The following is a 22,806-nucleotide window of genomic DNA, read 5'->3' on the forward strand; positions in this document are numbered from 1 at the left end:
CCTATAAATAAAAACACTTCCAAGATGGATTATACACCGTTGGAAATGCTTTTAAAAGAACTCGATTAAATAATTTGAATACTTAACATCAGGCCAAAATAAGCCGCTATTACGACGAATAGACTCATAATGAAGCCAAATATGGCTGGCTGCTTTTTAACGAATGAGAATAGAGTTATTACAAGAAATATAGTAGAGATACATAGTAAGATTACTCCTTCTGTATTAAATACCATTTGTACAGTTATATCTGAAAAAGCAATAACGTCATGAAACAGTAAAATTAAAGAAGAGAAACCTTCATTATTTATTGTTTCGAAAAGATTATGTGGTGGTGATTGTTGACTCATAGCACCAGTCGCCGCAAAAATTAGCAGAAGTATGAAAAACTCAGCTTTTGTCCAAGGCCGTGCATCGAAGTTTTTGTTTTTAAGTAATCGTTTTTTCATGAGAACACCATTTATAAATGCATATCCAATTAGAGGAATAATAAGTAAATGTTTGATAAGTAAACTTTGGCCATATGAAATCATCCAAGTATCAGAATATGCATCTAATGGGGTTGAAAAACTCATCAGTGAAAGTCCAGTGATTATAACTATCCCAAAACAGTAAAGTGCAGTTATATGAAACCATTTTAAAAACGAAAGCCAGTTATTCGTATTTTGGGAAAACCAAGCTACTACAAACAATATACCGACCCAAATGACAACAGATGCAAAGTGTAAAAAATGAGTGATTAACCCCTTCAAGCTTTCAATAGAGTTGGCATGACTTGACCAGCTCACACCAATGATTGCAACAAAAACTAATAAAATTCCCACTATTGAATAATAGGCTGATTTTTTTTCATGAAAGAAAAGAATATACAGTCCTAAAAAAACCGTTACAATAAACATAAACAACCATGATTTACCTACCTCAAAGGTCAATAAAATGGATTGTAAAGAATCTAATAAACCATAGTCTTCATATAAATACATGATTAGACTAATAAGTGGAACAAAAGAAAATAACGCTATGCCAATTACCGCAAATAATTTCACTTTTCTAGGAACAACAATAGTAGGAATTAAATCGTCTGGGAATAAAGAAATAATATAGCTTCCCACCAACAAAGCGAAGCACACATATAAAAGTGCTTCGCTAATAGTTGTTAAAATAAATATCATTTTTTATTTCTCCGAGTCATCCACCAAGCAGCAAGTGCCAAGATAATGACTAAAACAATAATAATTCCTATAGTGAAATTGGATCCCTCTTCTTCATTATCTGCTTCTACTGTTGTGTCCAACTCTTCCGAACTAGGTTCATTCGGTTCAACTATATCAATTGGTTCAGTAATAGGTTCTACCGCTTCAACCTCTTCAGGTGCCTCTAGTACGAAATCAATTACTCCTTCCATTGGATGGCCGTCAGCACCTATTATTTTCCAATTGATTTTATATGTCCCATTTTCTAAGCTATCTGTCACATTACCAGTTAGCACATTCTCACTTACAGTAATACCGTCTACTTCAATTGGTTCATCCGATGAATTTGTTACTGTAAATGAGCTTGTTTCTTCGATCTTTGTTAAAAACGTAAGTGTTATCTCGTTTAACCTTTCTGTTACTGTACTTCCTTGAGCTGGAATTGAGCTTTCCAAGCCAGTATGTGCTAGTGCGTGATTGCTAAATAATAAGACACAAGCAATTGTCATCCAAAGTATTTTTTTCATAATTTGCCTCCAAAAAATTTATACGTTTTATTTACTACCTACTACTTATACCACAAAGCTATGAAGAAAGTGTGAAGTTTGTATTTTTACTTCGAATGAGATACCCTTAAAGAGAAAAAATATTAAATAGGAGTGATTTTAGTGGCTAAATCCGCAGCTAAACGTAAACGCGAGCACCAATTGCGTAATCTAGGTAAAGATGTAACAATAGCAAGGAATGAGGTTAACTTTAGTACACATGTCCGAATGACTAAATCAAAAAAAGGAAAACTACAGCAGCAATATACAAAATACAAGAAGCATTTCACAAAAGGTATGATACCTGATGGAAATGCTTTTTATATTGATGTATTTCTTAATAACATTGATTTTCGTTTCGCGTACTTTCATTAGCCCCTTTAAACATGGTTGAGATTTGAATAACCTTTTTTTAATAGAGAATCAATTCCACATGTGAGAGCCTTGTTCTCATCAATAAAAAAAGACAGACAAATACTTACATTTGCCTGTCTTTTGTGTTTATAAATTCTCTTCTTTTGACTGTTTCCACACACGAGCTAAAGGACCATCTTTGTCTGTATCAACAACAAATGAACCATTAGAATATCTATCCGATGGGCGGAAAGCATTTACTTCTATTGTTTCCTGACCTTTCTCTGTTTCAATAACAAGTAGGTCATTTTTTTCTACTAATAATACATCATATACGCGATGAGGATTCGATTTAAGCTCTCTTAAAGTGAGCACCCCACGCTTAGCTCTGACGCCAGACTCAATTTCATTTATGACCATCTTTTTAACAGCACCTCTATGGGTGATTAGCATAATATCTTCTTTGCTTTCTTGTGAAATCGGATTGACACTTACTACAAAATCTTGGTCTTTTAGATTAATGGCTTTAACCCCACCAGTTTTCACGCCGGTGATTGGCACTTCATCTAGAGAGAAGCGAACTGAATAGCTAGCATATGTCGTTATTAATACATCATCGGATGGTGCGACGAGTTCTGCCATGATTAGCTCGTCGTTTTTCTTCAGGTTTATCGTTTTAATCGGTCTTGCGTATCTTTGTACAACATAATCAGAGAGCAATGAACGTTTTATTTGTCCATCCTTGGTAGCTGTTAAAACGCTCAAATCTTTGTCAAAGGAATCGATTCCCATGACTTGGATAATTCTTTCTTGAGAATCCAAAGGTACAATGCTCGAAATATGCTGACCAAGATCCTTCCAACGAATATCTGGTAATTCATGTACAGGTTGGTAAATGTAATTGCCTTTAGAAGTAAATAATAGCAGATGACTCTGCATATTAATTGGCTCTTTATAAAGTAAATAGTCCGAATCCTTTATAGCAAAATCCTGGCCATTAGAGGCTGTATATGAACGTGTACTTGTCCGTTTAATATAGCCGTCCTTCGTCACAGTAACAAATACCTCTTCACTTGGTATAAGGACATCTAATGTTACTTTAATCTCTTCAATTTCATCTTCAATTATTGATTTACGTGGTTCTGCAAATTGTTTTCGTACTGTTAAAAGTTCTTTTTTAATGACTTTTAAAAGAACTGATTCTTTTGCAAGGATGCTCTCTAATTCCTTAACTAATTTATTGAGTGTTTCTTCTTCATTTTTGAGTTCTGTAATATCTGTATTAGTTAATCGATATAATTGCAAGGAAACAATTGCTTCAGCTTGTGCTTCTGAAAAATCAAATAATGAAATTAAGTTATTTTTTGCATCTCTCTTATCTTTAGATGCTCTGATTGCTTTAATTACTTCATCCAAAATAGAGAGTGCTTTCATGAGACCCGCTACAATATGTAGTCGATCCTTAGCTTTTTTCAGATCGAAAATCGTTCGTCGAGTTACTACCTCTTTTTGATGGTCGATATACGAATCTAACAAAAGTGGTAGTGTCATCATTGTTGGTCTTCGATTATGAATGGCAATCATATTGAAATTATAAGTTACTTGTAAATCAGTATTCTTTAACAAATATTGAAGAATACCATGTGCATCTATTTCTTTTTTCATTTCAATGACAATGCGTAAACCAGTGCGGTCGGATTCATCTCGAACTTCCGCAATACCTTCTAGACGCTTATCATGTCTTTGTTCATCAATTTTCTTCACTAGATTTGCTTTGTTCACTTCAAAAGGAATTTCGGTAATAACAATTTGTTGCTTACCACCTTTTATAGTTTCTATCTCCGTTTTGGAACGAACTACAATTTTACCTTTTCCTGTTTCGTATGCTTTTTTAATACCTTCTACGCCCTGTATTATTCCACCTGTAGGGAAGTCGGGACCTTTGATAACGGTCATTAACTCATCTACAGTGGCAGCAGGATTTTCAATTCTCATCAGTACTGCATCAAGTGCTTCATGTAACGCATGGGGTGGAATATCAGTTGCATATCCAGCCGATATACCTGTAGATCCATTTACGATTAAATTTGGGAATCTTGCTGGTAATACTACCGGTTCGGAATCAGAATCATCGAAGTTTGGAATATAGTCAACTGTATTTTTATTAATATCGCGAAGTAGTTCATGAGAAATAGCTGACAGTCTTGCTTCTGTATAACGCATCGCAGCTGGGGGATCTCCGTCAACAGAACCATTATTACCATGCATTTCTACGGTCATATGGCGTAGCTTCCAGTCCTGGCTCATTCGAACCATTGCTTCATAAACGGAACTATCACCATGTGGATGATAGTTCCCAATTACATTCCCAACAGTTTTAGCTGATTTTCTGAATGGTTTATCATTTGTATTGCCTTCTTGGAACATGGCAAATAAGATACGGCGTTGAACGGGCTTAAGACCATCTCGGGCATCAGGCAGTGCACGATCTTGAATGATGTATTTGCTATAACGACCAAACCGATCACCGATCACCTCTTCTAATGGCAAATTTTGATAACTTTCGGTTTGTGTCATGCTAATTCATCCTCCGTGTGTAATCTATCATTTTCTAATATATTCGAATCATCTTCTAAGCTGAAGTTAACATTTGCTTCTATCCATTTTCGACGGGGCTCTACTTTGTCTCCCATAAGAGTTGTCACATGTCTTTCTGCTCGTGCACCATCTTCAATGGTCACACGAATGAGTGTTCTGGTTTCGGGATTCATCGTTGTGTCCCATAATTGGTCAGCATTCATTTCCCCGAGACCTTTGTAACGTTGGAGTATGTATCCTTTTCCAATCCTCCGGGAAGCAGCTTCCAATTCTTTTTCTGTCCATGCATACTCAGAAACTTCCTTTTTACCTACACCTTTAAAAACTTTGTAAAGTGGTGGTAATGCAATATATATATTTCCATTTTCAATTAATGGTTTCATATAACGGTAGAAGAAAGTTAATAAAAGTACTTGAATATGTGCACCATCGGTATCTGCATCCGTCATGATGACTATTTTGTCATATGCAATATCATCAAGTTGGAATTCTGCCCCTACGCCTCCACCGATTGCATGAATAATCGTTGCAATTTCAACATTTTTCATAATATCTGCTAGATTTGCTTTTTCTGTATTAATAACTTTTCCTCGCAGTGGAAGGATTGCTTGGAATGTCCGATCTCGACCTTGTTTTGCAGACCCACCTGCCGAGTCTCCTTCGACTAAATAAAGTTCATTCTTCGCAGCGTTCCTAGATTGGGCAGGAGTTAGCTTACCCGATAGTAACTCAGAAGGTTTACGCTTTTTCCCGTTACGAGCATCTTCACGTGCCTTTCTAGCAGCTTCTCTTGCTTGTTGTGCACGAATTGCTTTTCGTATTAGAGAAGATGCTAACTCTGAATTTTCTTCTAAAATATATTGTAATTTCTCAGAAACAACAGAGTCGACAGCACCTCTAGCTTCACTAGTTCCAAGTTTCCCTTTAGTTTGACCCTCGAATTGTAAAATATTTTCTGGGATACGAATGGATATAATTGCAGATATACCTTCTCTTATATCTGAGCCTTCTAGGTTTTTCGCCTTTTCTTTTAACAGATTAGTTTTACGTGCATACTCGTTAAAAACTCTAGTTAAAGCTGCTTTTGCTCCTGTTTCGTGAGTTCCGCCATCACGTGTCCGTACATTATTTACGAATGAAAGAATGGTTTCCGAATATCCATCATTGAACTGAAAGGCAAATTCTACTTCAATCTCATCTTGTATGCCCTCCATGTAAAATACAGGGTGCAGGATGTCCTTTTCTTCATTCAAATAGGAAACGAACGCTTCTATACCTGTTTCATAAAAGAATACGTCATGTGCCTCGGTACGCTCATCTATTAACTCGATTTTTAGTCCTTTTAATAGAAAAGCAGATTCTCTTAACCTTTCACATAATGTTTCGTAATTGTATTTGGATACAGAAAAAATCGTGGCATCAGGTAAGAAACGTACTGATGTCCCAGTCTCTTTCGTTGTTCCAATTTGTTTTAACGATTGAACAACTTTACCACCATTTTCAAATCTTTGATGGAACTTTTTACCCTCACGGTGGATTTCCACATCTACGTACGTTGAAAGTGCATTGACAACAGATGCACCTACACCATGAAGTCCTCCACTTGTTTTATATCCACCTTGACCGAACTTACCACCTGCATGCAAAACAGTAAAAATAACTTCTGCAGTAGGTATTCCTGTTTTATGTGTACCAGTTGGCATTCCTCGGCCAAAATCACGCACGGTTATACTTTGATCCTCATGAATTGTTACAATGATATGATCTCCAAAACCCGCAAGACTTTCATCTACTGCATTATCTACTATTTCATATACTAAATGATGCAAACCTCTTGCATCTGTTGAACCAATATACATACCTGGTCTTTTACGAACTGCTTCTAAGCCCTCTAAGACCTGGATATCATCATCACTATAGCTATTTACTGTTCCAACTTTACTCAAATACGTTCCCTCCAAAAAAAAACATCTGTTCTTTATTATTTCTTAAGCGTACAAATGGATACTCATTATGTCAATTTTTTCAGTATTTAATGTCAGAATATAATTGTAAGGAAAGATTTATAAGAATGCAAACCACCTTTTCATGCATTCTCTATTTCCTTACAGTATTCCTTCTTGACTAATAGAATTAGGGAATAAAAAATTGGAGTAAGCGTATAGCTACCCCATCTGCTCTACTAGTTCGACTACCATTGATTATAACCTAATAATAACAATTTATTTGGTTTTATGTAATTTTCTTTCGTTTATCTATTCAATTGTATCACGACTTAAGAAAAGATTTGAAAAACCTTTCTAGCTAGGGCATTGAATACTAACAAATGTACATGGTACACTTAAAATGTTAAGGATAATATAGATTTATATTAAAGGAGTATTCTATGATTATAATTCTTTTACTCTTACTCGCTTATCTTATTGGTTCTCTCCCATCCGGACTATGGGTTGGTAAACTATTTTACAATATAGATATACGTGAGCATGGTAGCGGTAATTTAGGTGGTACAAACACTTTTAGAACACTTGGTAAAAAAGCTGGATTAGTTGTTACTATTTTGGATATTCTGAAAGGGACTGCAGCAACTCTGTTAGGCTCATTGGCAATTTTTGAAGCTGCAAATGTTCATCCACTTATTCTTGGTATTGTAGCAGTTGTGGGTCATATGTTCCCAATCTTTGCTGGGTTTAAGGGTGGAAAAGCTGTAGCAACCTCAGGTGGTCTTCTGCTAGGTTATAATTGGCCAATTTTTGTCATTTTAGTTATTGGATTTTTTATCATCTTGAAATTGACGAAAATGGTATCATTAACTTCAATGATTTTAGCGATTGTTGCTGTCCTTTATAGTGTTATCTATTACTTTACGATAGATAATGATTGGCCGCTAATAATTATTGTGTTATTGCTAGCACTATTTATATTTTATCGTCACCGAGCAAATATCAAACGTATTAAAGCTGGTACCGAACCAAAAGTAACTTGGATCTAATCTGATGAAAGTATGGTGGTACGTATGAAAATACTAATATCTACTGAAGCAATGAATTGGTTTCATACAGAAATGGAAGCTGTAAAAGGCGATACAATTCGTTTTTTTGCTCGTTACGGAGGGTCGAGTCCTCTTCATGAAGGATTTTCCTTAGGTGTCACTAAGGACATACCTTTTGAGCCTACTGTGACCTATAAAAAAGATGATATCCTATTTTTTATAGAAGAAACGGACGAATGGTATTTTGATGGACATGATTTATATGTAGAGTTAGATTCTACTAGAGATGAATTATCTTATGCATACAAAAAAGCGTAACCCTTAGAGGTTACGCTTTTTTTGTTTGGAGAGTTTCTTCGTAGTTTCTTAGGATATAAACGTACTTTATCATAATTTTTATTCAAAGTTTTATCAAGTATAATTTTTTCTCACTTGGAGATTATAAGGTTGATATTTGTAACAAGAGAGGAGAGTACGCACAAATGGGCCAACAAAAAAGCAAAATTAATTCAAACGAAAGTTTGGATAATAAAGATACTTCTACCTATACTGCTTACGGTGATCCTATAAAAGATAGTTCTCCTTCAAGCAATAATATGTATGCTAAAGCTACTTCACCAATTGCTGAAAGCACCCAAAATGATAGCAGTATAAGATTAAATATTAAATCAAAAAAGAAAGATACTACTGCTTATGGTGACCCAGTAAAAAGTACTCAAGACGCCAATCCAAATCTAAATGTTTAGAATGAAATAATTCACTAATTGTATCTATAAACTGCTAGTAGTAAATAAAAACAGCCTGTGATTTTACATATCACAAGCTGTTTTTATTTACCTTAACGACTAAAGGAATGCTTAAACCTATCTAACTGATCCTTCAATCCTTCCTTTTTCATAATTTCTAATTCATATTTGCCAAATAAATCAAAATGAGGATATGCTTCCTTATAGTCGATCCATTCTGCCTTTAAGCCGTACTGCTGGCCCCATTCGATTAACTTTGCCACATCATTGCAGCCGACTTTAGTCACAGTGTTACAGCCAGGAAATCGATCGTCGATCCAATAGTGTGTTAAAAATGCTATCTTTCCATTCTTTACATCCATTTTCCATTCATTCAACTCGTGACGTTTAATTCCAAATGCCATTAAACATTCACCTTGGCTATTTCAACATACTTTGCATCCCAAGCCTCATGAACCCTCTTTAGAGATACAGGCCGGAAGTTATCTTTCTTTACTATTACATGCTCAGATGTAGCGTTAGAGGCTACAGTTCCATCTTCATGAACAATTTCATATCCGTATGTTGTTCGAAGCTTACTGTGTTTTTCAATCCATGTTCTAATAACAACCGTTTCGCCATACTTAACAGGAGTTTTATAGTTTACGTTCACATTCGTTACGGGCGATATGTATCCGTCCTGCTCCAGACCTGCATAGGAGAATCCTAAGTCTTTAATAAGCTGGGTTCTACCGATTTCTAACCAAATGACATAGTTTGCGTGGTATACTACGCCCATTTGATCTGTTTCCGCATAACGTACTTCAATTTGTTTTTCACTTAAAAACATTAATGGTCACCTCAGTGACCATTATACTAAAAAGAAAATAAAAATACTGTTTAAGAATACTTTACATTTTTTTCATATCATTCTTATTTCTTCTAACATCTTTTAGTATTTTGGATAAATCATTGATTGGTAATAGTTCATCTTCTGTATTTAGCTTATTAAACTCGACTTCGGTAATTTGAGTACCGAGCACATATTCCCCTATGACTAGGTCTAGCAAATCCAAAGCTACTGCATAGTAATCATCATTTTCTTCTTCAAACCCTTTAATATACAGTGTAATAAAGAGTTCATCAGGTTCCTGATTATATGTATAGTCAAAAAAGACATCGTCTCGAGAAAGCTTTACATCATTATGTGTTACTCCATCTTCATCATCATTCGGTTGGTTAAATGCGAAGATTGTAAACTTATCCATTTCCGGAGCTGCCTCAACTAAACGTTTAACATCGGGAAAGTTTTTTGTGATACGTGAACCACTAAATGTAAATTCCCTTCTACCTTCAATTAATGGTAATGGTGTGGAGAACGCTAGTTGGTTATTTACTTTGTTTAACAATCTATGTAAATCTCCAAATAATCTTTCTATGTCCTCATCTCGTAAATTATATAGTTCTTTTTCATGATCTATAAAGTACTGCCAAAATTTCTCGATGGGATCTTTCTTTTTAAATAAATTTCCAAACACTGAGACTCCCCCTTTTGTTGTTCCTTTAAGTATAAACTAAAATTCTATCTATGTTTACAATGAAAAAAGTAAAGTCATATCTATTCTATTTCTTCTTTACATACTCTCACCTATTGTTTACTTGCCTCTACGTTACTACTTCGAGTCGTTAACCTGTACATTCTCAAAGACAATATTGCTCTGCGAAATGAATAGATTCTTTAGACGAAGCTACATATTGTTCCTGTTAATTCGTAAATATTACTGGACGCTAGTACAGAGAAATTTTACTGTCCCCCCATTTATCATTAGAATAACAGCATTTCTAATTCAAAAGTGATTACAAAAAATTTGATCACTTTCTAAAATTTGACCAGTCTTATCATCTCAGCGGTATCATTCTCTCTTAAAAGTGTTGAGAACCCAAAAAAGAGACTCTTCCTATGAAGGAAAAGTCTCTTTAGTGTTTTTCTTATACTTCTAACATTTTGTTACGTAATACCATTTGTAAGATACCACCATGACGGTAGTAGTCTACTTCTACTTCTGAATCGAAACGTGCAAGCACATTGAAGATTTTTTCAGAACCATCTTCAGCTTTAGCCGTAACTTGTAAAATATCACGAGGTTTCACACCTTCTGCGATATTTATGCTGATTTCTTCTTTACCAGTTAAGCCTAATGTATCAACGTTTTCACCAGGTAAGAAATTAAGTGGTAATACGCCCATCATTACTAGATTTGAACGATGTATACGCTCAAAGCTTTCTGTAATAACAGCTTTGATACCTAATAAGTTAGTTCCTTTGGCTGCCCAGTCACGAGATGATCCCATACCGTAATCTTTTCCGCCAAGTACTACTAAACCAGTATTTGATTCTTGATACTTCATAGCTGCATCATAGATAGGCATAATTTCGCCTGTTGGCCAGTAAGTTGTATATCCACCCTCTGTACCAGGAGCTACTTGGTTACGGATACGGATGTTAGCGAATGTACCACGCATCATTACTTCATGGTTACCACGACGTGAACCGTATGAGTTAAAGTCACGGATTTCAACACCATTTTCACGCAAGTATTTACCTGCAGGAGTATCTTTACCAATTGCACCAGCTGGTGAAATGTGGTCTGTTGTAATCGAATCACCGAATTTAGCAACTACGCGCATTTTATCAAGTGATTGGATTGCACCAGGTTCTTTTGATAGTCCTTGGAAGAATGGTGGGTTTTGAATGTAAGTTGACTTATCATTGAATGAATACAGAGATTCAGTTGATGTTTCAATTGCATTCCAAGCTTCATTCTCATCAAATACACGTGCATATTCTTTTTGGAATAATTCACGAGTAACAACAGTTGAAAGAACTTCGTTTACTTCTTCTGTTGATGGCCAAATATCAGCAAAGTATACTTCGTTGCCGTCTTTGTCTGTACCGAAAGAATCTTTTTCTAGATCAATATCTACAGTTCCAGCTAAAGCATAAGCAACTACTAATGGTGGTGAAGCTAAATAGTTTGCTTTTACTAGTGGATGTACACGACCTTCAAAGTTACGGTTACCAGAAAGAACAGACGTTACAAATAGATCTTCTTCAACGATTGCTTTTTCAATTTCCGGCAATAATGGACCCGAGTTACCGATACAAGTTGTACAACCGTAACCAACTGTATTGAAACCGATTTGATCCAAGTACGTGTTTAGACCAGAATCCTCTAAATATCCAGTTACTACTTTAGATCCTGGTGCAAGAGAAGTTTTAACGTAAGCAGGAACTGTAAGACCTTTTTCTACTGCTTTTTTAGCAACTAAACCAGCAGCTAACATTACGTATGGGTTAGATGTATTTGTACAAGAAGTGATTGCAGCAATTGCTACAGCACCTGTTGGGATTTCTACATCACCTTCTGCAAATTTAGCAGTAGCTTTTTTATCAAATTCTTTTTCCGATAAACCGAATCCTTGTGTACCTTGTGGAGCTACAACTGCTTCACGGTAACGAGCCTTCATATCTGTAAGTGGAATTAAATCTTGTGGACGTTTAGGTCCAGAAAGGTTTGCTGCGATATCCCCAAGATTGATCTCTACAACGTCTGTATAAACAGGTTCTAGAGTTGGATCAAAGAACATGTCATTTGCTTTCAAGTAAGCTTCTACAACAGCAATGTGTTCTTCGTCACGGCCAGTTAGACGTAAATAGTTGATAGATTCTTCATCGATTGCAAAATAACCACATGTAGCACCATACTCTGGAGCCATGTTCGCAATTGTTGCACGGTCAGCTAATGGTAATTTAGATACACCAGGTCCGAAGAACTCTACAAATTTACCAACAACGCCTTGTTGACGCAATACTTGAGTAACTTTAAGTGCTAAGTCAGTTGCAGTAGTTCCGTTTGGAAGGTCTCCAACTAATTTTACTCCGATTACTTCCGGAATTGGGAAATATGAAGGTTGACCAAGCATTCCTGCTTCTGCCTCAATACCACCTACACCCCATCCAAGTACTCCAAGACCATTGATCATTGTTGTATGTGAGTCAGTACCTACTACTGAATCTGGGAAAGTTTCTAGTGAACCATCTGCTTTTTCGTTCACATGTACGATAGGTGCTAAGTACTCTAAGTTAACTTGGTGAACGATACCTGTAGCTGGAGGAACAGCACGGAAATTATCGTATGAAGTTTGAGCCCATTTTAAGAAGTTGTAACGCTCTGCATTACGCTCAAATTCAAGATCCATATTAGCTTGTAGAGCCGATGCAGTACCATATTTATCAACTTGTACTGAGTGGTCAATTACAAGGTCAACTGGAATTGCAGGGTTGATTTTGTCTGGGTTACCACCCATTTCATTCATCGCTGAACGAAGTGATGCTAAGTCCACAACTACTGGTACTCCTGTGAAATCTTGAAGCACAACGCGAGAAGGTTTAAATGGTACTTCTGCTTCAGTATTAGCATCCTTACCCCATTTTGCTAATTGGTTTACATGATCTTCTTTGATCACATATCCATCGTATTGACGTAGAACAGATTCTAATAATACTTTAATTGAATAAGGAAGGCGTGAAACTTTTGCGATGCCAGCTTCTTCTAATGCTGCTAAACGATAGTAGTTATACTCTTTACCATTTAGAGAAAACGAAGTACGGCTATTGTGTAAATTACTTTTTGCCATGTGTATTCCTCCTAAGATCTATTGAAAAGTGTCTATCTAGTGACTTTTCTCCACTACTAATCATACTTGAATATACTTGATAAGTAAATTAGATTAAAATTATTATAAGTCATAATTATTGTTAATGACCTTTTATTTTTTCGATTGTCTTTTCTAATTGCTTGGCATGTCTTTTTTCATGCAATCCCGTAAACTCAAACCACTGTATTAAAGGAACTTGTCCAAATATAGGGTGCTTTAGAGATTTTTCTTTTAACAAGGAAAGATTGCTTGATTTATAAATAGAAAGGAGTTCCATTCTTGCTTGGTGAAGCTGTGCTTTCATTTCTTCCGTTCGTTTATATTCACTGGATGGTACGGTATGGGTTGGAGCCTTCACTTTAACTATTCGTAATGTTGATAATTGTATTGGTTTTTTCTTTGCCCTTGGACTAGCTGGGTTATCGAGCTCTTTTTTAATCCCTTTAATAATAGTATGTTCCATTTTCACTAAGTGATCTATTATTTCTTTCGGTGACCAAGAATCCTCATCTGGTTTTTCGTTAAATTGCTCATTCGTTAGTGAATCGATTTGTACAAACAAATTCTTTCTTATTTCATTAATTTTTTCTATAAACATATAATTCCTCCACTCCTTACGTTGTACTTTCTTTATACCCATTATAAATGATAAACAAGCAAGTATCGGCTCTTATTTTCTTTTCACTTCAAATATGCGACAATATACTATTGAAAGGAAGTTTAAATAATGATTGAAATGAAAACGATGAATCCAATAAATGATCCGTGGGAAGCCTACCGAGACATGGAGCAGTTTGGAAAACTAATATTGAGCAATATTGAATTTACTACAACAACTTTATGTAATATGCGCTGCGCCCATTGTGCAGTGGGCTATACATTACAAACGAAAGATCCTAATGCAATTCCAATAGAAATTATCCTCCAACGATTAGAAGAGATTCCTCACTTAAAAACTATAAGTATTACTGGTGGAGAACCTATGCTTTCCAAAAAATCCATTAACAATTATGTTCTTCCATTACTAAAGTATGCTCATAATAGAGGCGTTCGTACGCAGATGAATTCAAATCTAACATTAGAACCAGAACGCTACTTAATGATCGCGCCTTACTTAGATGTATTACATATTTCTCATAACTGGGGAACTGTAGATGAATTTGTCGAAACTGGATTTGCCATGATGGAACGAAAACCTACATATGAACAGCGAGCTAACCTATTCCAACGAATGATAGACAATAGCAGTATGCTTTCCGAGGCTGGAGTGATGGTTTCAGCAGAAACAATGTTGAACAAAAAAACACTTCCCTATTTAGAGTATATTCATAAGCAAATAGTAGAAGATATGAAATGTGCTCGACACGAAATTCACCCTATGTACCCTTCCGATTTTGCTAGCGCATTAACGTCACTAACATTAGAAGAAACGCATGAAGCAATCGAACAAATATTAGATTTCAGAGATGACAATGTATGGATGTTATTTGGAACATTACCTTTTTATCCATGCAGTCAAAATGAAAAAAGCATTCAATTATTAGAACGACTACGCCAAACGAAGAATGTTTCCACTAGGAATGATCCAGATGGTCGATCTAGGCTGAACGTTAACATATTTACTGGTGAAGTTATTGTCACTGATTTTGGAGATGCACCTGCTCTTGGAAACATTCAAACAGATACGCTTCCAGCAATTTTTGATAAATGGCTAGCTTCTCCTCTTTCGAAATCACTTAATTGCCATTGTCCTGCTGTTAAATGCTTAGGACCAAATATTTTAGTGAAAAATATGTATTATAAAGATGAACAGTTTGTAAGTGGTTCAGTTAAATAACAAAAGTGCAAACGCCAATGTCATCACTTGAAAAGTGATGAATGTATTTCAATAATGGCACTCCTTTTCTAGGGGAAGTCAGTTATGAAGTTTCAAGCTAAAATTCTGCCGGTTACGAGTGGGCTAGGTCTTTTTTAAGGTCACTAAGTTCAAATGTAAGGAAAAATAATTGGTATAGGTTTATTATCTCTCCTGAATGGATATATAAAGAGTGTGAAGCAATAATTCATTCATAAGGAGATGGAAAAAATGGGATTTATTTTATACTTAATAATTGGTGGAGTAATCGGTTGGCTGGCTGGGCTTATCTTAGGTAAAGATATACCAGGCGGAATTATTGGTAATATTATAGCAGGTATTATCGGTGCATGGATTGGCGGATTAATATTCTCCGACATGGGTCCAGTAATTTGGGATATGGCAATTATTCCAGCATTAATCGGCGCAATTATTTTAGTCCTAATTTTAAGCTTTATCTTAAAAGCTATGCGTAAAGCTTAAAAATGAAAAAAGGAAGTGCTCATTATGAGTACTTCCTTTTTTTAGGATAATGCGCAATTGAAATTTAGTCTCGTTGGCTAGTACTTTCTAGCTGGAATCTTCATTTCATTCAGTTGGGTAATATGCTGCTTGAATTTCTTTTAACTGATTTTCATACAAGTTATAAAAATAAAGAACATCTTCTACGTACTTCTCGCTGTGATTGTAGTTGAAAATGGCTTTTTCTATTTCACCATCTGCAGCACCACTTGCTGCGAGATAGTTGGCTGCACTATAAACAGCATCCTCTAGATCATATGGATCTGCTTTACCGTCATTATTAGCATCTACCCCATAGCCACCATACTTTTCAATAACAGCTGGATTTATTTTATCCTTTTCTGGAATCTCTCCTTTACCCAATCCCCCACAGCTGGGGTGCGACCAACCAACAAAAGTACAAGGCATAAATTGTAAATGTCCTTCAGCACCAACTGGAGATAGTAAAGGGTCCATTGTCGAAAATCTAGTTTCAATGCGATGATGTGCTGCTAATAATGTCCAAGGGACACCATAATTTTCTTCTGCTTTTTTATACAACTCAATATATTCAGATGGCACATCCAATTTTACTGTACTTTTTTGTAGCGTTTCTGCCCATTCCTGTACAACGGGTATTTTCACAAGTTCTTTCCATCCTATAATTGCAAGTATATAGATTGTGACAGTAAATGGAAGAAGTAACACAATCATCCAAAGCTTTGTTTTATAGGAAATTCCTTTTTGTTTCTTCATCTATTCATTCACCTATTCTGCTTATATTACTGTAAAAGCTAGTCTATTATTAAAGGTTTAGTGAAAAAATACTTTTGTAAATAGGTCAATCCATTTCCTATAAACTAGTCACCTGGAAGAGGTTTTCTAACCTTCTGTAAAAATTTTAATCTAAGTAATGTGCAAGTGAAGTAATGGATTGTATAATCGCTTTTGTTTTACCATTGTCTATAGACCATGTAAAGCTAGATAATATTTTTTAATAATTTGTTTTGTTCAGGTTATAAACTCTTTTTCATAAAGTTAACTATCCATAAGATAATCCCTCTAGATATGTTATATGTGATAACTTTCTATGAGAAATCTAAATTACATTACATCAGATAATAGTATACACAACAACCTAATAATTATATAAATAATAACAGATACTTTTCAATTTGTTTTTTCACAGGTATATGTATAACGCCTTGCTTAGATTCTATAAAAACAATAGCACAAATTCATTACAAACAATAGTCTAAATACAGATAATGTCGGTATATACAAACTATTGGATTTTTTGTAGTATGACAGTATGGGGGTGAAAAATATGTGGAAAGATTTTAAAGAATTTGCTTTTAAAGGTAATGTTTTAGATTTAGCAGTTGCTGTGGTCATTGGAGCAGCTTTTGGAAAGATTGTTTCATCTTTAGTTGAAAATATTATAACTCCTTTAGTTGGCTTACTTTTAAATGGTATAAAATTCACTTCATTATCATTCAAGTATAAGGAAACAGAAATTTTGTACGGCAATTTTATACAATCGGTCTTTGATTTCCTAGTAATTGCATTCTCTATTTTTATATTTATACGATTATTATCAAAATTTAAACGTAAAGAAGATGTTGTAGCAGTTACAGAAAATGCACCTCCTGTTGATTCAAAAGAGGTATTACTAGAAGAGATTAGAGATTTACTAAAAAAGCAAAATAACGCATAATAAAAAAATAGCCTCTCCATTAGGAAAGGCTGTTCTTTATTTTCCATCTTCAATTAATGTTTCCACATCAATTACAATTTCCTCTTTCGGTACATCGGTATTACCACTATAATTTTTTACAACTACACCATTTTGGTCAACTAAATAGAAGGATGTACCATGAATAACTTGGTTATTGTTCGGGTCGTCTTTTACTAGAGTTTTAAAGGAATCCGCTGCAAAACTTGCAATATGTTCTTGTGAATAGCCAGTTAAGAGTTCCCATTTACTTTCATCTATTACATCATAATTTCCGAGATATTCCTGGAGTTTATCTGGAGTATCAACTTCTGGGTCGACACTAAATGCAACAATTTTGTAATCCTCAATACCCTTTTCACTTAACATCTTTTGAATGTCACTCATATTGTATGTCATTGGTGGACATACAGTCTCACAATTAGTGAAAATAAATGTCGATAACCATACCGTTCCTTTTAAATCTTCTAAAGAAACCATTTCTCCACGCTGATTATCATATTCAAAATCTGAAACTTCCCAGTTTGTTTGTGCTTCAAAATTGCCACTGCTCCCGCAACCTACAAGAACAAATAAGGAAATACATAATATAACAAATAACTTTTTCATTTATGAGACCTCGCTTTTCTCTTCATAGCCTAATCTTAGCGAAACAAGTTTCGACCTTCAACTACATTGTCTTATTTAATTCAACAGTTTTGTGAATAAATTTACTAATTAAGTGATAACAGTACGTTTTTTATCTCTTCTAGTTTGTTTTCCACTCGGTGCATCAAATAGAAAGACACAAAGATAGGAAAGCCAATATCTTGAATTACACTTAGCCACTGCTCCATATTATTCACATCCATTCATTTTTATACTTTAATAAAAACCGGGCAATTAGAAACCTTGTCCTTAATTCAAAATCTGTTTCTATCCTATTGAGTAGGCTTTGGACAAACATTTTAATATATTATTACCGACTGATTTTTAAAGCTGCTTGTCTTAACTAACGTCACGACAAGCAGCTCTTTTTTCTACAATCTTATTCCGCTTCTTTTTTGGTCAACACTAACTATTTCTTTGTATTTCTAATATTAATTAATGTAATTAAACAGAATAGTTTCATCTATACATTTACTTAATCCATCTCAATTATCTTAACGATAAGCTATGCTTAATCCTCTCGATAGGTAGTACTCATTTCATTGCTTGTAGTGCAAGGTGGCGACTCCAAAGAGATAGCGAGAAAAGCGAGATCCACAGGCAGCGTATATTTAGGAAGAAGACCAGAATCACATATCGTTTGACGACATATTTGTCGCTAGCATTGTACTAAGCTGAGGAGGCTCTGCCACGCCCGTGGACGTGTCCACCTGAAACGGAAATCATAGTATTTTTTCTTCTTTTTAAATACCATCAATTCAGTATTCACGGACATTTTTTACATTTTCTTGTTTTTAAAAAAGACTCTCCTTTTATGGAGAGTCTTTAGAAGTTAAATAAATTCGGTAACTGTTCTGTCCACTACTTTAGCACTTTTAATAACTGCTAGAGGTGAGCCATCAGACTGAAAAGCATTACTTGCAATAATTGCTTGCATTCCTGTTTGAATATCTGTTTCTGTTAAATTACTTTTCGGTTCATCTACTGATATTGTTACGTTCTTTCCATGTGCTGTTTCAAACTGTAGCTGAAGTGTTTTACTCATTTCCCCTTCTCTCCTTTCTCTTTATTAGATTACTTGCATGGTTTCAATCTTCTCTGCTCCGATATATGGTCTATCGGAAAATGAACTAAGTGTTTTTGCAACATTATCTAGTTGGTCTGCTGTTGCATTTGCTCGAACATTACGGTAAGATTTTGACTTTGTTATCATCTTGCCTGCTTCTGTTACTTCTCCTTCAAAAATGAGTTTCAAAACTGCATACTTATGCTCTAGGTTTGCCATGTGTGTCCCTCCTTTCAACTACTAAATAGAACTTTTTTAAAAGAAAGTATACATGGAGGATGAAATATTTTAAGGAACGATTTATACTGAATATAAGAGAATGAGGTGAATAGTTTGCTAGAAGGTTGGTTTATGTGGTTTATCCTTTTTTGGGTAGTACTTTTAGTGATACTTATGGGTATTGGCGGCTTCTTTATGTTCCGTAAGTTTGGAAAGTCACTGCCTAAGAAAGACGGAAAATCTGATTTAGATTGGGAAGAATATTATGTGGATCAAACAATCCATCTTTGGAATGATGAGCAAAAGCTGTTGCTTAATGAATTAGTTACACCTGTTCCTGATTTGTTTAGACCTGTTGCTAAACAAAAAATAGCAGGAAAAATTGGACAGTTAGCTTTAGAGGAAAAAGCAACATCTATAACTCGGGAACTGTTAATACGCGGTTATATCATCGCAACACCAAAGAGAGATCATAAATTTTTACGAAAAAAACTTGCTGAATTGAACATTGATGTAACCCCTTTTAACAAGTATTTCGAGCTATCAGTGGACAAAACAACTAACTAAATCTAATAAAAAAGTGAGCCTCCTATAACTGGATGCTCACTTTTTTATCTTATTTTGCAATTTTTTAAATTGTACGTACATCGCAATTCTCCAAGGGACAATCATCCCAAATGCTAATATCCAAAACATTCCACTAAGTGCACCAATGTCAATGGTAGAACTTAGTATTATTTTGCCAATAATACGGACTATCAACAAACCGAACAATATAAATATAAATGCCTTGGATTGCTTTAAATATACTTCTCCTTCTCTAATTTCAAATTTAGAGGTCCAAATAAGAACAATAGAGAATAGCATTCCAACACCAATTGCTTCTATAAATTCCATCAAATTTACACGGAAATATGGAAAAATGAACATTAATGCTCCAGTTGACATGAACATTGGGGGTAATAATATTTTTTTCACACTTGCTGGTCTCTTAGCAGATTTTGCACGAACCGTGGTAACGAGTATTCCCATGCCAATTGCGACCACTGTGGAAGCAATCAGCATCATATTTGGAGATATTTTATCTAGCATTTGTTATTCCCCATATCTTTTATTTCATTAGTTACTTTACTTTAAAGTTTTACATATCAGAAGTAACATTATGTAGCACATTTACAATTTGATCTGGATCGAAAGGTTTTGTGATGAAATCTTTTGCTCCAAATTCTAGTGCATCTACGATTAACTTTTGTTGACCCAAAGCAGTAACCATTACTATCTTAGCTTCTGGAAATTCTGCTATAATTTCTTTTACTGCTTCTATCCCGTTCATCCTAGGCATAGTGATATCCATCGTTACGACATCTGGCAAGAGCGTCTTATATTGCTCTACTGCTTCTAGTCCATTTGATGCTTCGCCAACAACTTCAAACTGATGATTCTCTAGCATTCTTTTAATCGTCGTGCGCATAAATATTGCATCGTCTACTACTAATACTGTTGGCATTGCAATGCCCCCCTTACATTAGAATCCAGTGAAACCTCCGAAAATAGGACTTAATATACGAATTATATACGTTAAACCGTCAAAAAATAAAATTAATCCAAGAGCAATCATAATATATCCGCCTACTTTTACGATTAAATTACTATTTTTACGTATCCAGTTAAGGCGTGTAACAAAGAATGATAATACGAAAAATGGGATAGCAAACCCAAATACATAAGCTAGCATATACCACATACCTGCATCAGGATTTGATCCTGCCATTACTATAACAGCAGCTAAAATAGGTCCTGTACAAGGTGTCCAACCAGCAGCAAATGCCATACCGATTAAAATAGTTCCTAAGTATCCAGCAGGGCGGTTTTTAAAATGAACTTTTTTTTCTTTCATTAAAAACTCAGGCTTAAATATACCTACAATGATTAAACCGAATATGACAATGAATATTGCTCCAATTTGACGAAGTAAATCATCATATTGTATGAAAAATGTACCTACCAGGGATGTTGCAAAGCCTATCGCAATGAAAATGATAGAAAAACCTAATAAGAAGAATAATGTATGGAGCATTCCTCTTTTTTGCATTAATTTCTTGTCTGTTTTAATTTCTTCTAATGACATTCCTGTAATGTATGATAAAAATGCAGGATACAATGGTAGTGTACAAGGTGAAATGAAACTTAAAAACCCTGCACCAAATGCCAGTAGGAGGTTTACATCTGTACTCACGGCAGTCAACCTTTCCAAATTACTGTACCTATCGTATCAAATTTCTTTCTTTTTGACCTCATAATTGCTTGTGACAGCTTTTTGACTCTTTAAAACAGTTAAGTCTTTATACTATATTCAGAAGTAAGTTCGTTAATTTCATAAATGCATATTAAGTTGAGAAATCCGAACAAAGCTCATTTCCGCTCTAGGCGGACGCTTTCCGCGGGCACGGCTTCAATCTCCTCGTCACTACGAAAATATATGCTCCTGCGGGGCTTTCAGCTCACGCTGTTCCCGCTGGAGTCGCCACCTGCCACTCCAATCAACGGGATCGCTTTTTTAAAAATCAAACAAGTAATTATGAAATTGATTCACATATATACTTTTTCAGAATATATTTTAAGACTTTTTAAGTTTAGCAAATCTTCAACCATTGTGGAAGACATGAAGTCTAAATAATTCGATTTCTGAAATATAAAAAAGACTTTCATATAGTAAATCTTCTAGTTATGTACTTCCACTCCATTATTGACTTTTGTTACAGTTGCCACTCCAACTAGATATGAGTTAAGTAAGACCCTAAAACGAGGCGTGGATACTGTGCCATTCTTAACTAAAATCCTCATACGATATTCAGTAGCATCTCTAATGCTAAAAAAAGCCTCTCGAGTATACTCTCAAGAGACGACCAATATATGATGGAAATAGTTTTCTACCTAAGGTTATTTAGCGCTGTTTCAATAGAATGCTCCCCATTTACTAAATTAAATGCTCGGTAGTATGTGTTTTTATTCTCTAACGAAGCTATAAGGGTATGTGCCACATCTTCACGCGCAATGGTACTTGGTTTTGCTTCTAGTCCTACTGTAATTTTACGAATTGCCTTTTCGTTTACAAGGCCACCAGGTCGAACTATTGTATAATTTAAACCGCTTGATTCGAGCATTCGATCGGCGTAGTGTTTAGCTACATAATAGGGACGCATTCCTTCGTTCCAATTTTGACGTTTGTCAGCATCGAATGCACTTACCATAATATAGCGGTCTATTCCTACTTGTTTAGCAGCTTCCATCGTTTTCACTGCACCATCTAAATCGATTAATAATGTTTTATCAGGACCTGTATGGCCTCCTGAACCAGCTATAAAAATAATGGCATCTACTCCTGCAAGTGCTTTTGTAAGATCTTCAACAGATCCTTCCAAGTCAGCTACGATTGCTTGGATGTCGTTAGTAATAAGCTTCTCTGCTTGTTCCTCTTTGCGGACCACCGCGGTCACAGAGTGTATGTCACTCTGTTGTAAATACTTCACTACATGTTGTCCAATTTGTCCGTTTGCTCCAATTACTCCTACCTTCATCAGATCGTCTCCCTTCAAAATTGTTCCATCTATATCCTTTCACAAATAAATAGTCATTACAATTTATCCGCTTTTTTA

The 22,806-nt window shown here is 35.2% G+C and carries 26 protein-coding genes; 8 read left to right on the forward strand and 18 right to left on the reverse strand.

Features of this window, described 5'->3' with window-relative positions; all coding sequences use genetic code 11:
- Positions 1–65 precede the first annotated feature (65 nt).
- Positions 66–1,172, reverse strand: a complete 1,107-nt coding sequence (locus MKY60_RS09730) for a copper resistance D family protein (RefSeq protein ID WP_340929648.1) — start codon at positions 1,170–1,172, stop codon at positions 66–68.
- Positions 1,169–1,720: a copper resistance CopC family protein gene (locus MKY60_RS09735; RefSeq protein WP_340929650.1), complete on the reverse strand. Its 552-nt coding sequence runs from the start codon at positions 1,718–1,720 to the stop codon at positions 1,169–1,171. The genes MKY60_RS09730 and MKY60_RS09735 overlap by 4 nt, the downstream gene beginning before the upstream one ends.
- A gap of 141 nt (positions 1,721–1,861) precedes the next feature.
- Here MKY60_RS09735 and MKY60_RS09740 point away from each other — a divergent pair, with 141 nt between their 5' ends.
- A complete protein-coding gene (locus MKY60_RS09740) occupies positions 1,862–2,113 on the forward strand; it encodes a hypothetical protein (RefSeq protein ID WP_340879667.1) in 252 nt (83 codons plus the stop codon).
- A gap of 126 nt (positions 2,114–2,239) precedes the next feature.
- Here MKY60_RS09740 and parC read toward each other — a convergent pair whose 3' ends face one another.
- Entirely contained in the window at positions 2,240–4,669 is a 2,430-nt protein-coding gene (gene parC, locus MKY60_RS09745; RefSeq protein WP_340929652.1) for a DNA topoisomerase IV subunit A, read from the reverse strand.
- Positions 4,666–6,636: a DNA topoisomerase IV subunit B gene (gene parE / locus MKY60_RS09750; RefSeq protein ID WP_093495757.1), complete on the reverse strand. Its 1,971-nt coding sequence runs from the start codon at positions 6,634–6,636 to the stop codon at positions 4,666–4,668. Before parE ends, parC begins: the two co-directional genes overlap by 4 nt.
- Before the next feature lie 440 nt (positions 6,637–7,076).
- On the opposite strand from parE, the gene plsY reads away from it, so the two are divergent.
- The 3 genes from plsY to MKY60_RS09765 all read left to right on the forward strand — a co-directional run bounded on the left by plsY (position 7,077) and on the right by MKY60_RS09765 (position 8,428).
- A complete protein-coding gene (gene plsY, locus MKY60_RS09755; RefSeq protein ID WP_093495758.1) occupies positions 7,077–7,682 on the forward strand; it encodes a glycerol-3-phosphate 1-O-acyltransferase PlsY in 606 nt (201 codons plus the stop codon).
- Positions 7,683–7,706: 24 nt separating this feature from the next.
- Positions 7,707–8,000 (forward strand): HesB/YadR/YfhF family protein, encoded by a 294-nt coding sequence (locus MKY60_RS09760; protein WP_090569271.1) that lies wholly within the window; start codon positions 7,707–7,709, stop codon positions 7,998–8,000.
- 164 nt (positions 8,001–8,164) lie between these two features.
- Positions 8,165–8,428, forward strand: coding sequence for a hypothetical protein (locus tag MKY60_RS09765; RefSeq protein ID WP_340929654.1), 264 nt, complete (start codon positions 8,165–8,167; stop codon positions 8,426–8,428).
- A gap of 92 nt (positions 8,429–8,520) precedes the next feature.
- On the opposite strand, the gene MKY60_RS09770 is transcribed toward MKY60_RS09765, so the two are convergent.
- The 5 genes from MKY60_RS09770 to MKY60_RS09790 all read right to left on the reverse strand — a co-directional run bounded on the left by MKY60_RS09770 (position 8,521) and on the right by MKY60_RS09790 (position 13,724).
- Positions 8,521–8,832, reverse strand: a complete 312-nt coding sequence (locus MKY60_RS09770) for a hypothetical protein (protein ID WP_093495761.1) — start codon at positions 8,830–8,832, stop codon at positions 8,521–8,523.
- Positions 8,832–9,257: an acyl-CoA thioesterase gene (locus tag MKY60_RS09775; protein WP_340929656.1), complete on the reverse strand. Its 426-nt coding sequence runs from the start codon at positions 9,255–9,257 to the stop codon at positions 8,832–8,834. The genes MKY60_RS09770 and MKY60_RS09775 overlap by 1 nt, the downstream gene beginning before the upstream one ends.
- A gap of 61 nt (positions 9,258–9,318) precedes the next feature.
- On the reverse strand, positions 9,319–9,945 hold the full coding sequence (locus MKY60_RS09780; protein WP_241599304.1) for a hypothetical protein: 627 nt from the start codon (positions 9,943–9,945) through the stop codon (positions 9,319–9,321).
- A 451-nt stretch (positions 9,946–10,396) separates the two neighbouring features.
- Positions 10,397–13,105 (reverse strand): aconitate hydratase AcnA, encoded by a 2,709-nt coding sequence (gene acnA, locus MKY60_RS09785; RefSeq protein WP_340929659.1) that lies wholly within the window; start codon positions 13,103–13,105, stop codon positions 10,397–10,399.
- 121 nt (positions 13,106–13,226) lie between these two features.
- Positions 13,227–13,724 (reverse strand): DinB family protein, encoded by a 498-nt coding sequence (locus tag MKY60_RS09790; RefSeq protein ID WP_340929661.1) that lies wholly within the window; start codon positions 13,722–13,724, stop codon positions 13,227–13,229.
- A 138-nt stretch (positions 13,725–13,862) separates the two neighbouring features.
- Here MKY60_RS09790 and yfkAB point away from each other — a divergent pair, with 138 nt between their 5' ends.
- Both yfkAB and MKY60_RS09800 read left to right on the forward strand, forming a co-directional pair.
- On the forward strand, positions 13,863–14,963 hold the full coding sequence (yfkAB, locus tag MKY60_RS09795; RefSeq protein WP_445678003.1) for a radical SAM/CxCxxxxC motif protein YfkAB: 1,101 nt from the start codon (positions 13,863–13,865) through the stop codon (positions 14,961–14,963).
- Positions 14,964–15,212: 249 nt separating this feature from the next.
- Entirely contained in the window at positions 15,213–15,464 is a 252-nt protein-coding gene (locus tag MKY60_RS09800; protein ID WP_090569294.1) for a GlsB/YeaQ/YmgE family stress response membrane protein, read from the forward strand.
- 105 nt (positions 15,465–15,569) lie between these two features.
- Here the strand turns inward: MKY60_RS09800 and MKY60_RS09805 are convergent, their stop codons facing one another.
- Positions 15,570–16,238 carry a lytic transglycosylase domain-containing protein gene (locus MKY60_RS09805; protein ID WP_241599294.1) on the reverse strand — a complete coding sequence of 223 codons (669 nt, stop codon included), beginning with the start codon at positions 16,236–16,238 and terminating at the stop codon, positions 15,570–15,572.
- Positions 16,239–16,809: 571 nt separating this feature from the next.
- Here MKY60_RS09805 and mscL point away from each other — a divergent pair.
- Complete coding sequence (gene mscL, locus MKY60_RS09810; RefSeq protein ID WP_241599291.1) at positions 16,810–17,199, forward strand: large conductance mechanosensitive channel protein MscL; 390 nt, start codon at positions 16,810–16,812, stop codon at positions 17,197–17,199.
- Between the two features lie 36 nt (positions 17,200–17,235).
- Here the strand turns inward: mscL and MKY60_RS09815 are convergent, their stop codons facing one another.
- The 4 genes from MKY60_RS09815 to MKY60_RS09830 form a co-directional block, all read right to left on the reverse strand.
- Entirely contained in the window at positions 17,236–17,826 is a 591-nt protein-coding gene (locus MKY60_RS09815) for an SCO family protein (RefSeq protein WP_090569305.1), read from the reverse strand.
- 104 nt (positions 17,827–17,930) lie between these two features.
- The gene (locus tag MKY60_RS09820; RefSeq protein ID WP_093495769.1) at positions 17,931–18,053 is read right to left on the reverse strand and encodes a YvrJ family protein; all 123 of its coding nucleotides are present in this window, start codon (positions 18,051–18,053) and stop codon (positions 17,931–17,933) included.
- Positions 18,054–18,697: 644 nt separating this feature from the next.
- Positions 18,698–18,910 (reverse strand): DUF2922 domain-containing protein, encoded by a 213-nt coding sequence (locus tag MKY60_RS09825; protein ID WP_093495770.1) that lies wholly within the window; start codon positions 18,908–18,910, stop codon positions 18,698–18,700.
- A gap of 24 nt (positions 18,911–18,934) precedes the next feature.
- Positions 18,935–19,150, reverse strand: a complete 216-nt coding sequence (locus MKY60_RS09830) for a DUF1659 domain-containing protein (RefSeq protein WP_090569316.1) — start codon at positions 19,148–19,150, stop codon at positions 18,935–18,937.
- Between the two features lie 132 nt (positions 19,151–19,282).
- Between MKY60_RS09830 and MKY60_RS09835 the strand changes: the two genes are divergently transcribed.
- On the forward strand, positions 19,283–19,717 hold the full coding sequence (locus MKY60_RS09835; RefSeq protein ID WP_093495875.1) for a DUF2621 family protein: 435 nt from the start codon (positions 19,283–19,285) through the stop codon (positions 19,715–19,717).
- A 36-nt stretch (positions 19,718–19,753) separates the two neighbouring features.
- On the opposite strand, the gene MKY60_RS09840 is transcribed toward MKY60_RS09835, so the two are convergent.
- From MKY60_RS09840 to MKY60_RS09855, 4 genes are all read right to left on the reverse strand, one after another.
- The gene (locus MKY60_RS09840; RefSeq protein ID WP_093495771.1) at positions 19,754–20,242 is read right to left on the reverse strand and encodes a CcdC family protein; all 489 of its coding nucleotides are present in this window, start codon (positions 20,240–20,242) and stop codon (positions 19,754–19,756) included.
- Between the two features lie 49 nt (positions 20,243–20,291).
- Positions 20,292–20,657 (reverse strand): response regulator, encoded by a 366-nt coding sequence (locus MKY60_RS09845; protein WP_093495772.1) that lies wholly within the window; start codon positions 20,655–20,657, stop codon positions 20,292–20,294.
- Between the two features lie 18 nt (positions 20,658–20,675).
- Positions 20,676–21,386, reverse strand: coding sequence for a cytochrome c biogenesis protein CcdA (locus MKY60_RS09850; protein ID WP_090569325.1), 711 nt, complete (start codon positions 21,384–21,386; stop codon positions 20,676–20,678).
- Positions 21,387–22,080: 694 nt separating this feature from the next.
- On the reverse strand, positions 22,081–22,728 hold the full coding sequence (locus MKY60_RS09855; protein ID WP_340929665.1) for an SDR family oxidoreductase: 648 nt from the start codon (positions 22,726–22,728) through the stop codon (positions 22,081–22,083).
- Between the last annotated feature and the right edge of the window lie 78 nt (positions 22,729–22,806).

Source organism: Psychrobacillus sp. FSL K6-1415, from assembly GCF_038003185.1.
GTDB classification, from domain to species: domain Bacteria; phylum Bacillota; class Bacilli; order Bacillales_A; family Planococcaceae; genus Psychrobacillus; species Psychrobacillus psychrodurans.

Coding starts and splice junctions, on each gene's coding strand:
- parC (WP_340929652.1), bottom strand. CDS start 4,669: ATGACACAAACCGAAAGTTATCAAAATTTGCCATTAGAAGAGGTGATC.
- MKY60_RS09790 (WP_340929661.1), bottom strand. CDS start 13,724: ATGTTTATAGAAAAAATTAATGAAATAAGAAAGAATTTGTTTGTACAA.
- MKY60_RS09840 (WP_093495771.1), bottom strand. CDS start 20,242: ATGCTAGATAAAATATCTCCAAATATGATGCTGATTGCTTCCACAGTG.
- MKY60_RS09825 (WP_093495770.1), bottom strand. CDS start 18,910: ATGAGTAAAACACTTCAGCTACAGTTTGAAACAGCACATGGAAAGAAC.
- MKY60_RS09815 (WP_090569305.1), bottom strand. CDS start 17,826: ATGAAAAAGTTATTTGTTATATTATGTATTTCCTTATTTGTTCTTGTA.
- MKY60_RS09735 (WP_340929650.1), bottom strand. CDS start 1,720: ATGAAAAAAATACTTTGGATGACAATTGCTTGTGTCTTATTATTTAGC.
- mscL (WP_241599291.1), top strand. CDS start 16,810: ATGTGGAAAGATTTTAAAGAATTTGCTTTTAAAGGTAATGTTTTAGAT.
- MKY60_RS09765 (WP_340929654.1), top strand. CDS start 8,165: ATGGGCCAACAAAAAAGCAAAATTAATTCAAACGAAAGTTTGGATAAT.
- MKY60_RS09760 (WP_090569271.1), top strand. CDS start 7,707: ATGAAAATACTAATATCTACTGAAGCAATGAATTGGTTTCATACAGAA.
- yfkAB (WP_445678003.1), top strand. CDS start 13,863: ATGAAAACGATGAATCCAATAAATGATCCGTGGGAAGCCTACCGAGAC.
- MKY60_RS09775 (WP_340929656.1), bottom strand. CDS start 9,257: ATGTTTTTAAGTGAAAAACAAATTGAAGTACGTTATGCGGAAACAGAT.
- MKY60_RS09835 (WP_093495875.1), top strand. CDS start 19,283: ATGTGGTTTATCCTTTTTTGGGTAGTACTTTTAGTGATACTTATGGGT.
- acnA (WP_340929659.1), bottom strand. CDS start 13,105: ATGGCAAAAAGTAATTTACACAATAGCCGTACTTCGTTTTCTCTAAAT.
- MKY60_RS09830 (WP_090569316.1), bottom strand. CDS start 19,150: ATGGCAAACCTAGAGCATAAGTATGCAGTTTTGAAACTCATTTTTGAA.
- MKY60_RS09820 (WP_093495769.1), bottom strand. CDS start 18,053: ATGGAGCAGTGGCTAAGTGTAATTCAAGATATTGGCTTTCCTATCTTT.
- plsY (WP_093495758.1), top strand. CDS start 7,077: ATGATTATAATTCTTTTACTCTTACTCGCTTATCTTATTGGTTCTCTC.
- MKY60_RS09855 (WP_340929665.1), bottom strand. CDS start 22,728: ATGAAGGTAGGAGTAATTGGAGCAAACGGACAAATTGGACAACATGTA.
- MKY60_RS09730 (WP_340929648.1), bottom strand. CDS start 1,172: ATGATATTTATTTTAACAACTATTAGCGAAGCACTTTTATATGTGTGC.
- MKY60_RS09805 (WP_241599294.1), bottom strand. CDS start 16,238: ATGAAGAAACAAAAAGGAATTTCCTATAAAACAAAGCTTTGGATGATT.
- MKY60_RS09845 (WP_093495772.1), bottom strand. CDS start 20,657: ATGCCAACAGTATTAGTAGTAGACGATGCAATATTTATGCGCACGACG.
- MKY60_RS09800 (WP_090569294.1), top strand. CDS start 15,213: ATGGGATTTATTTTATACTTAATAATTGGTGGAGTAATCGGTTGGCTG.
- MKY60_RS09770 (WP_093495761.1), bottom strand. CDS start 8,832: ATGGCATTTGGAATTAAACGTCACGAGTTGAATGAATGGAAAATGGAT.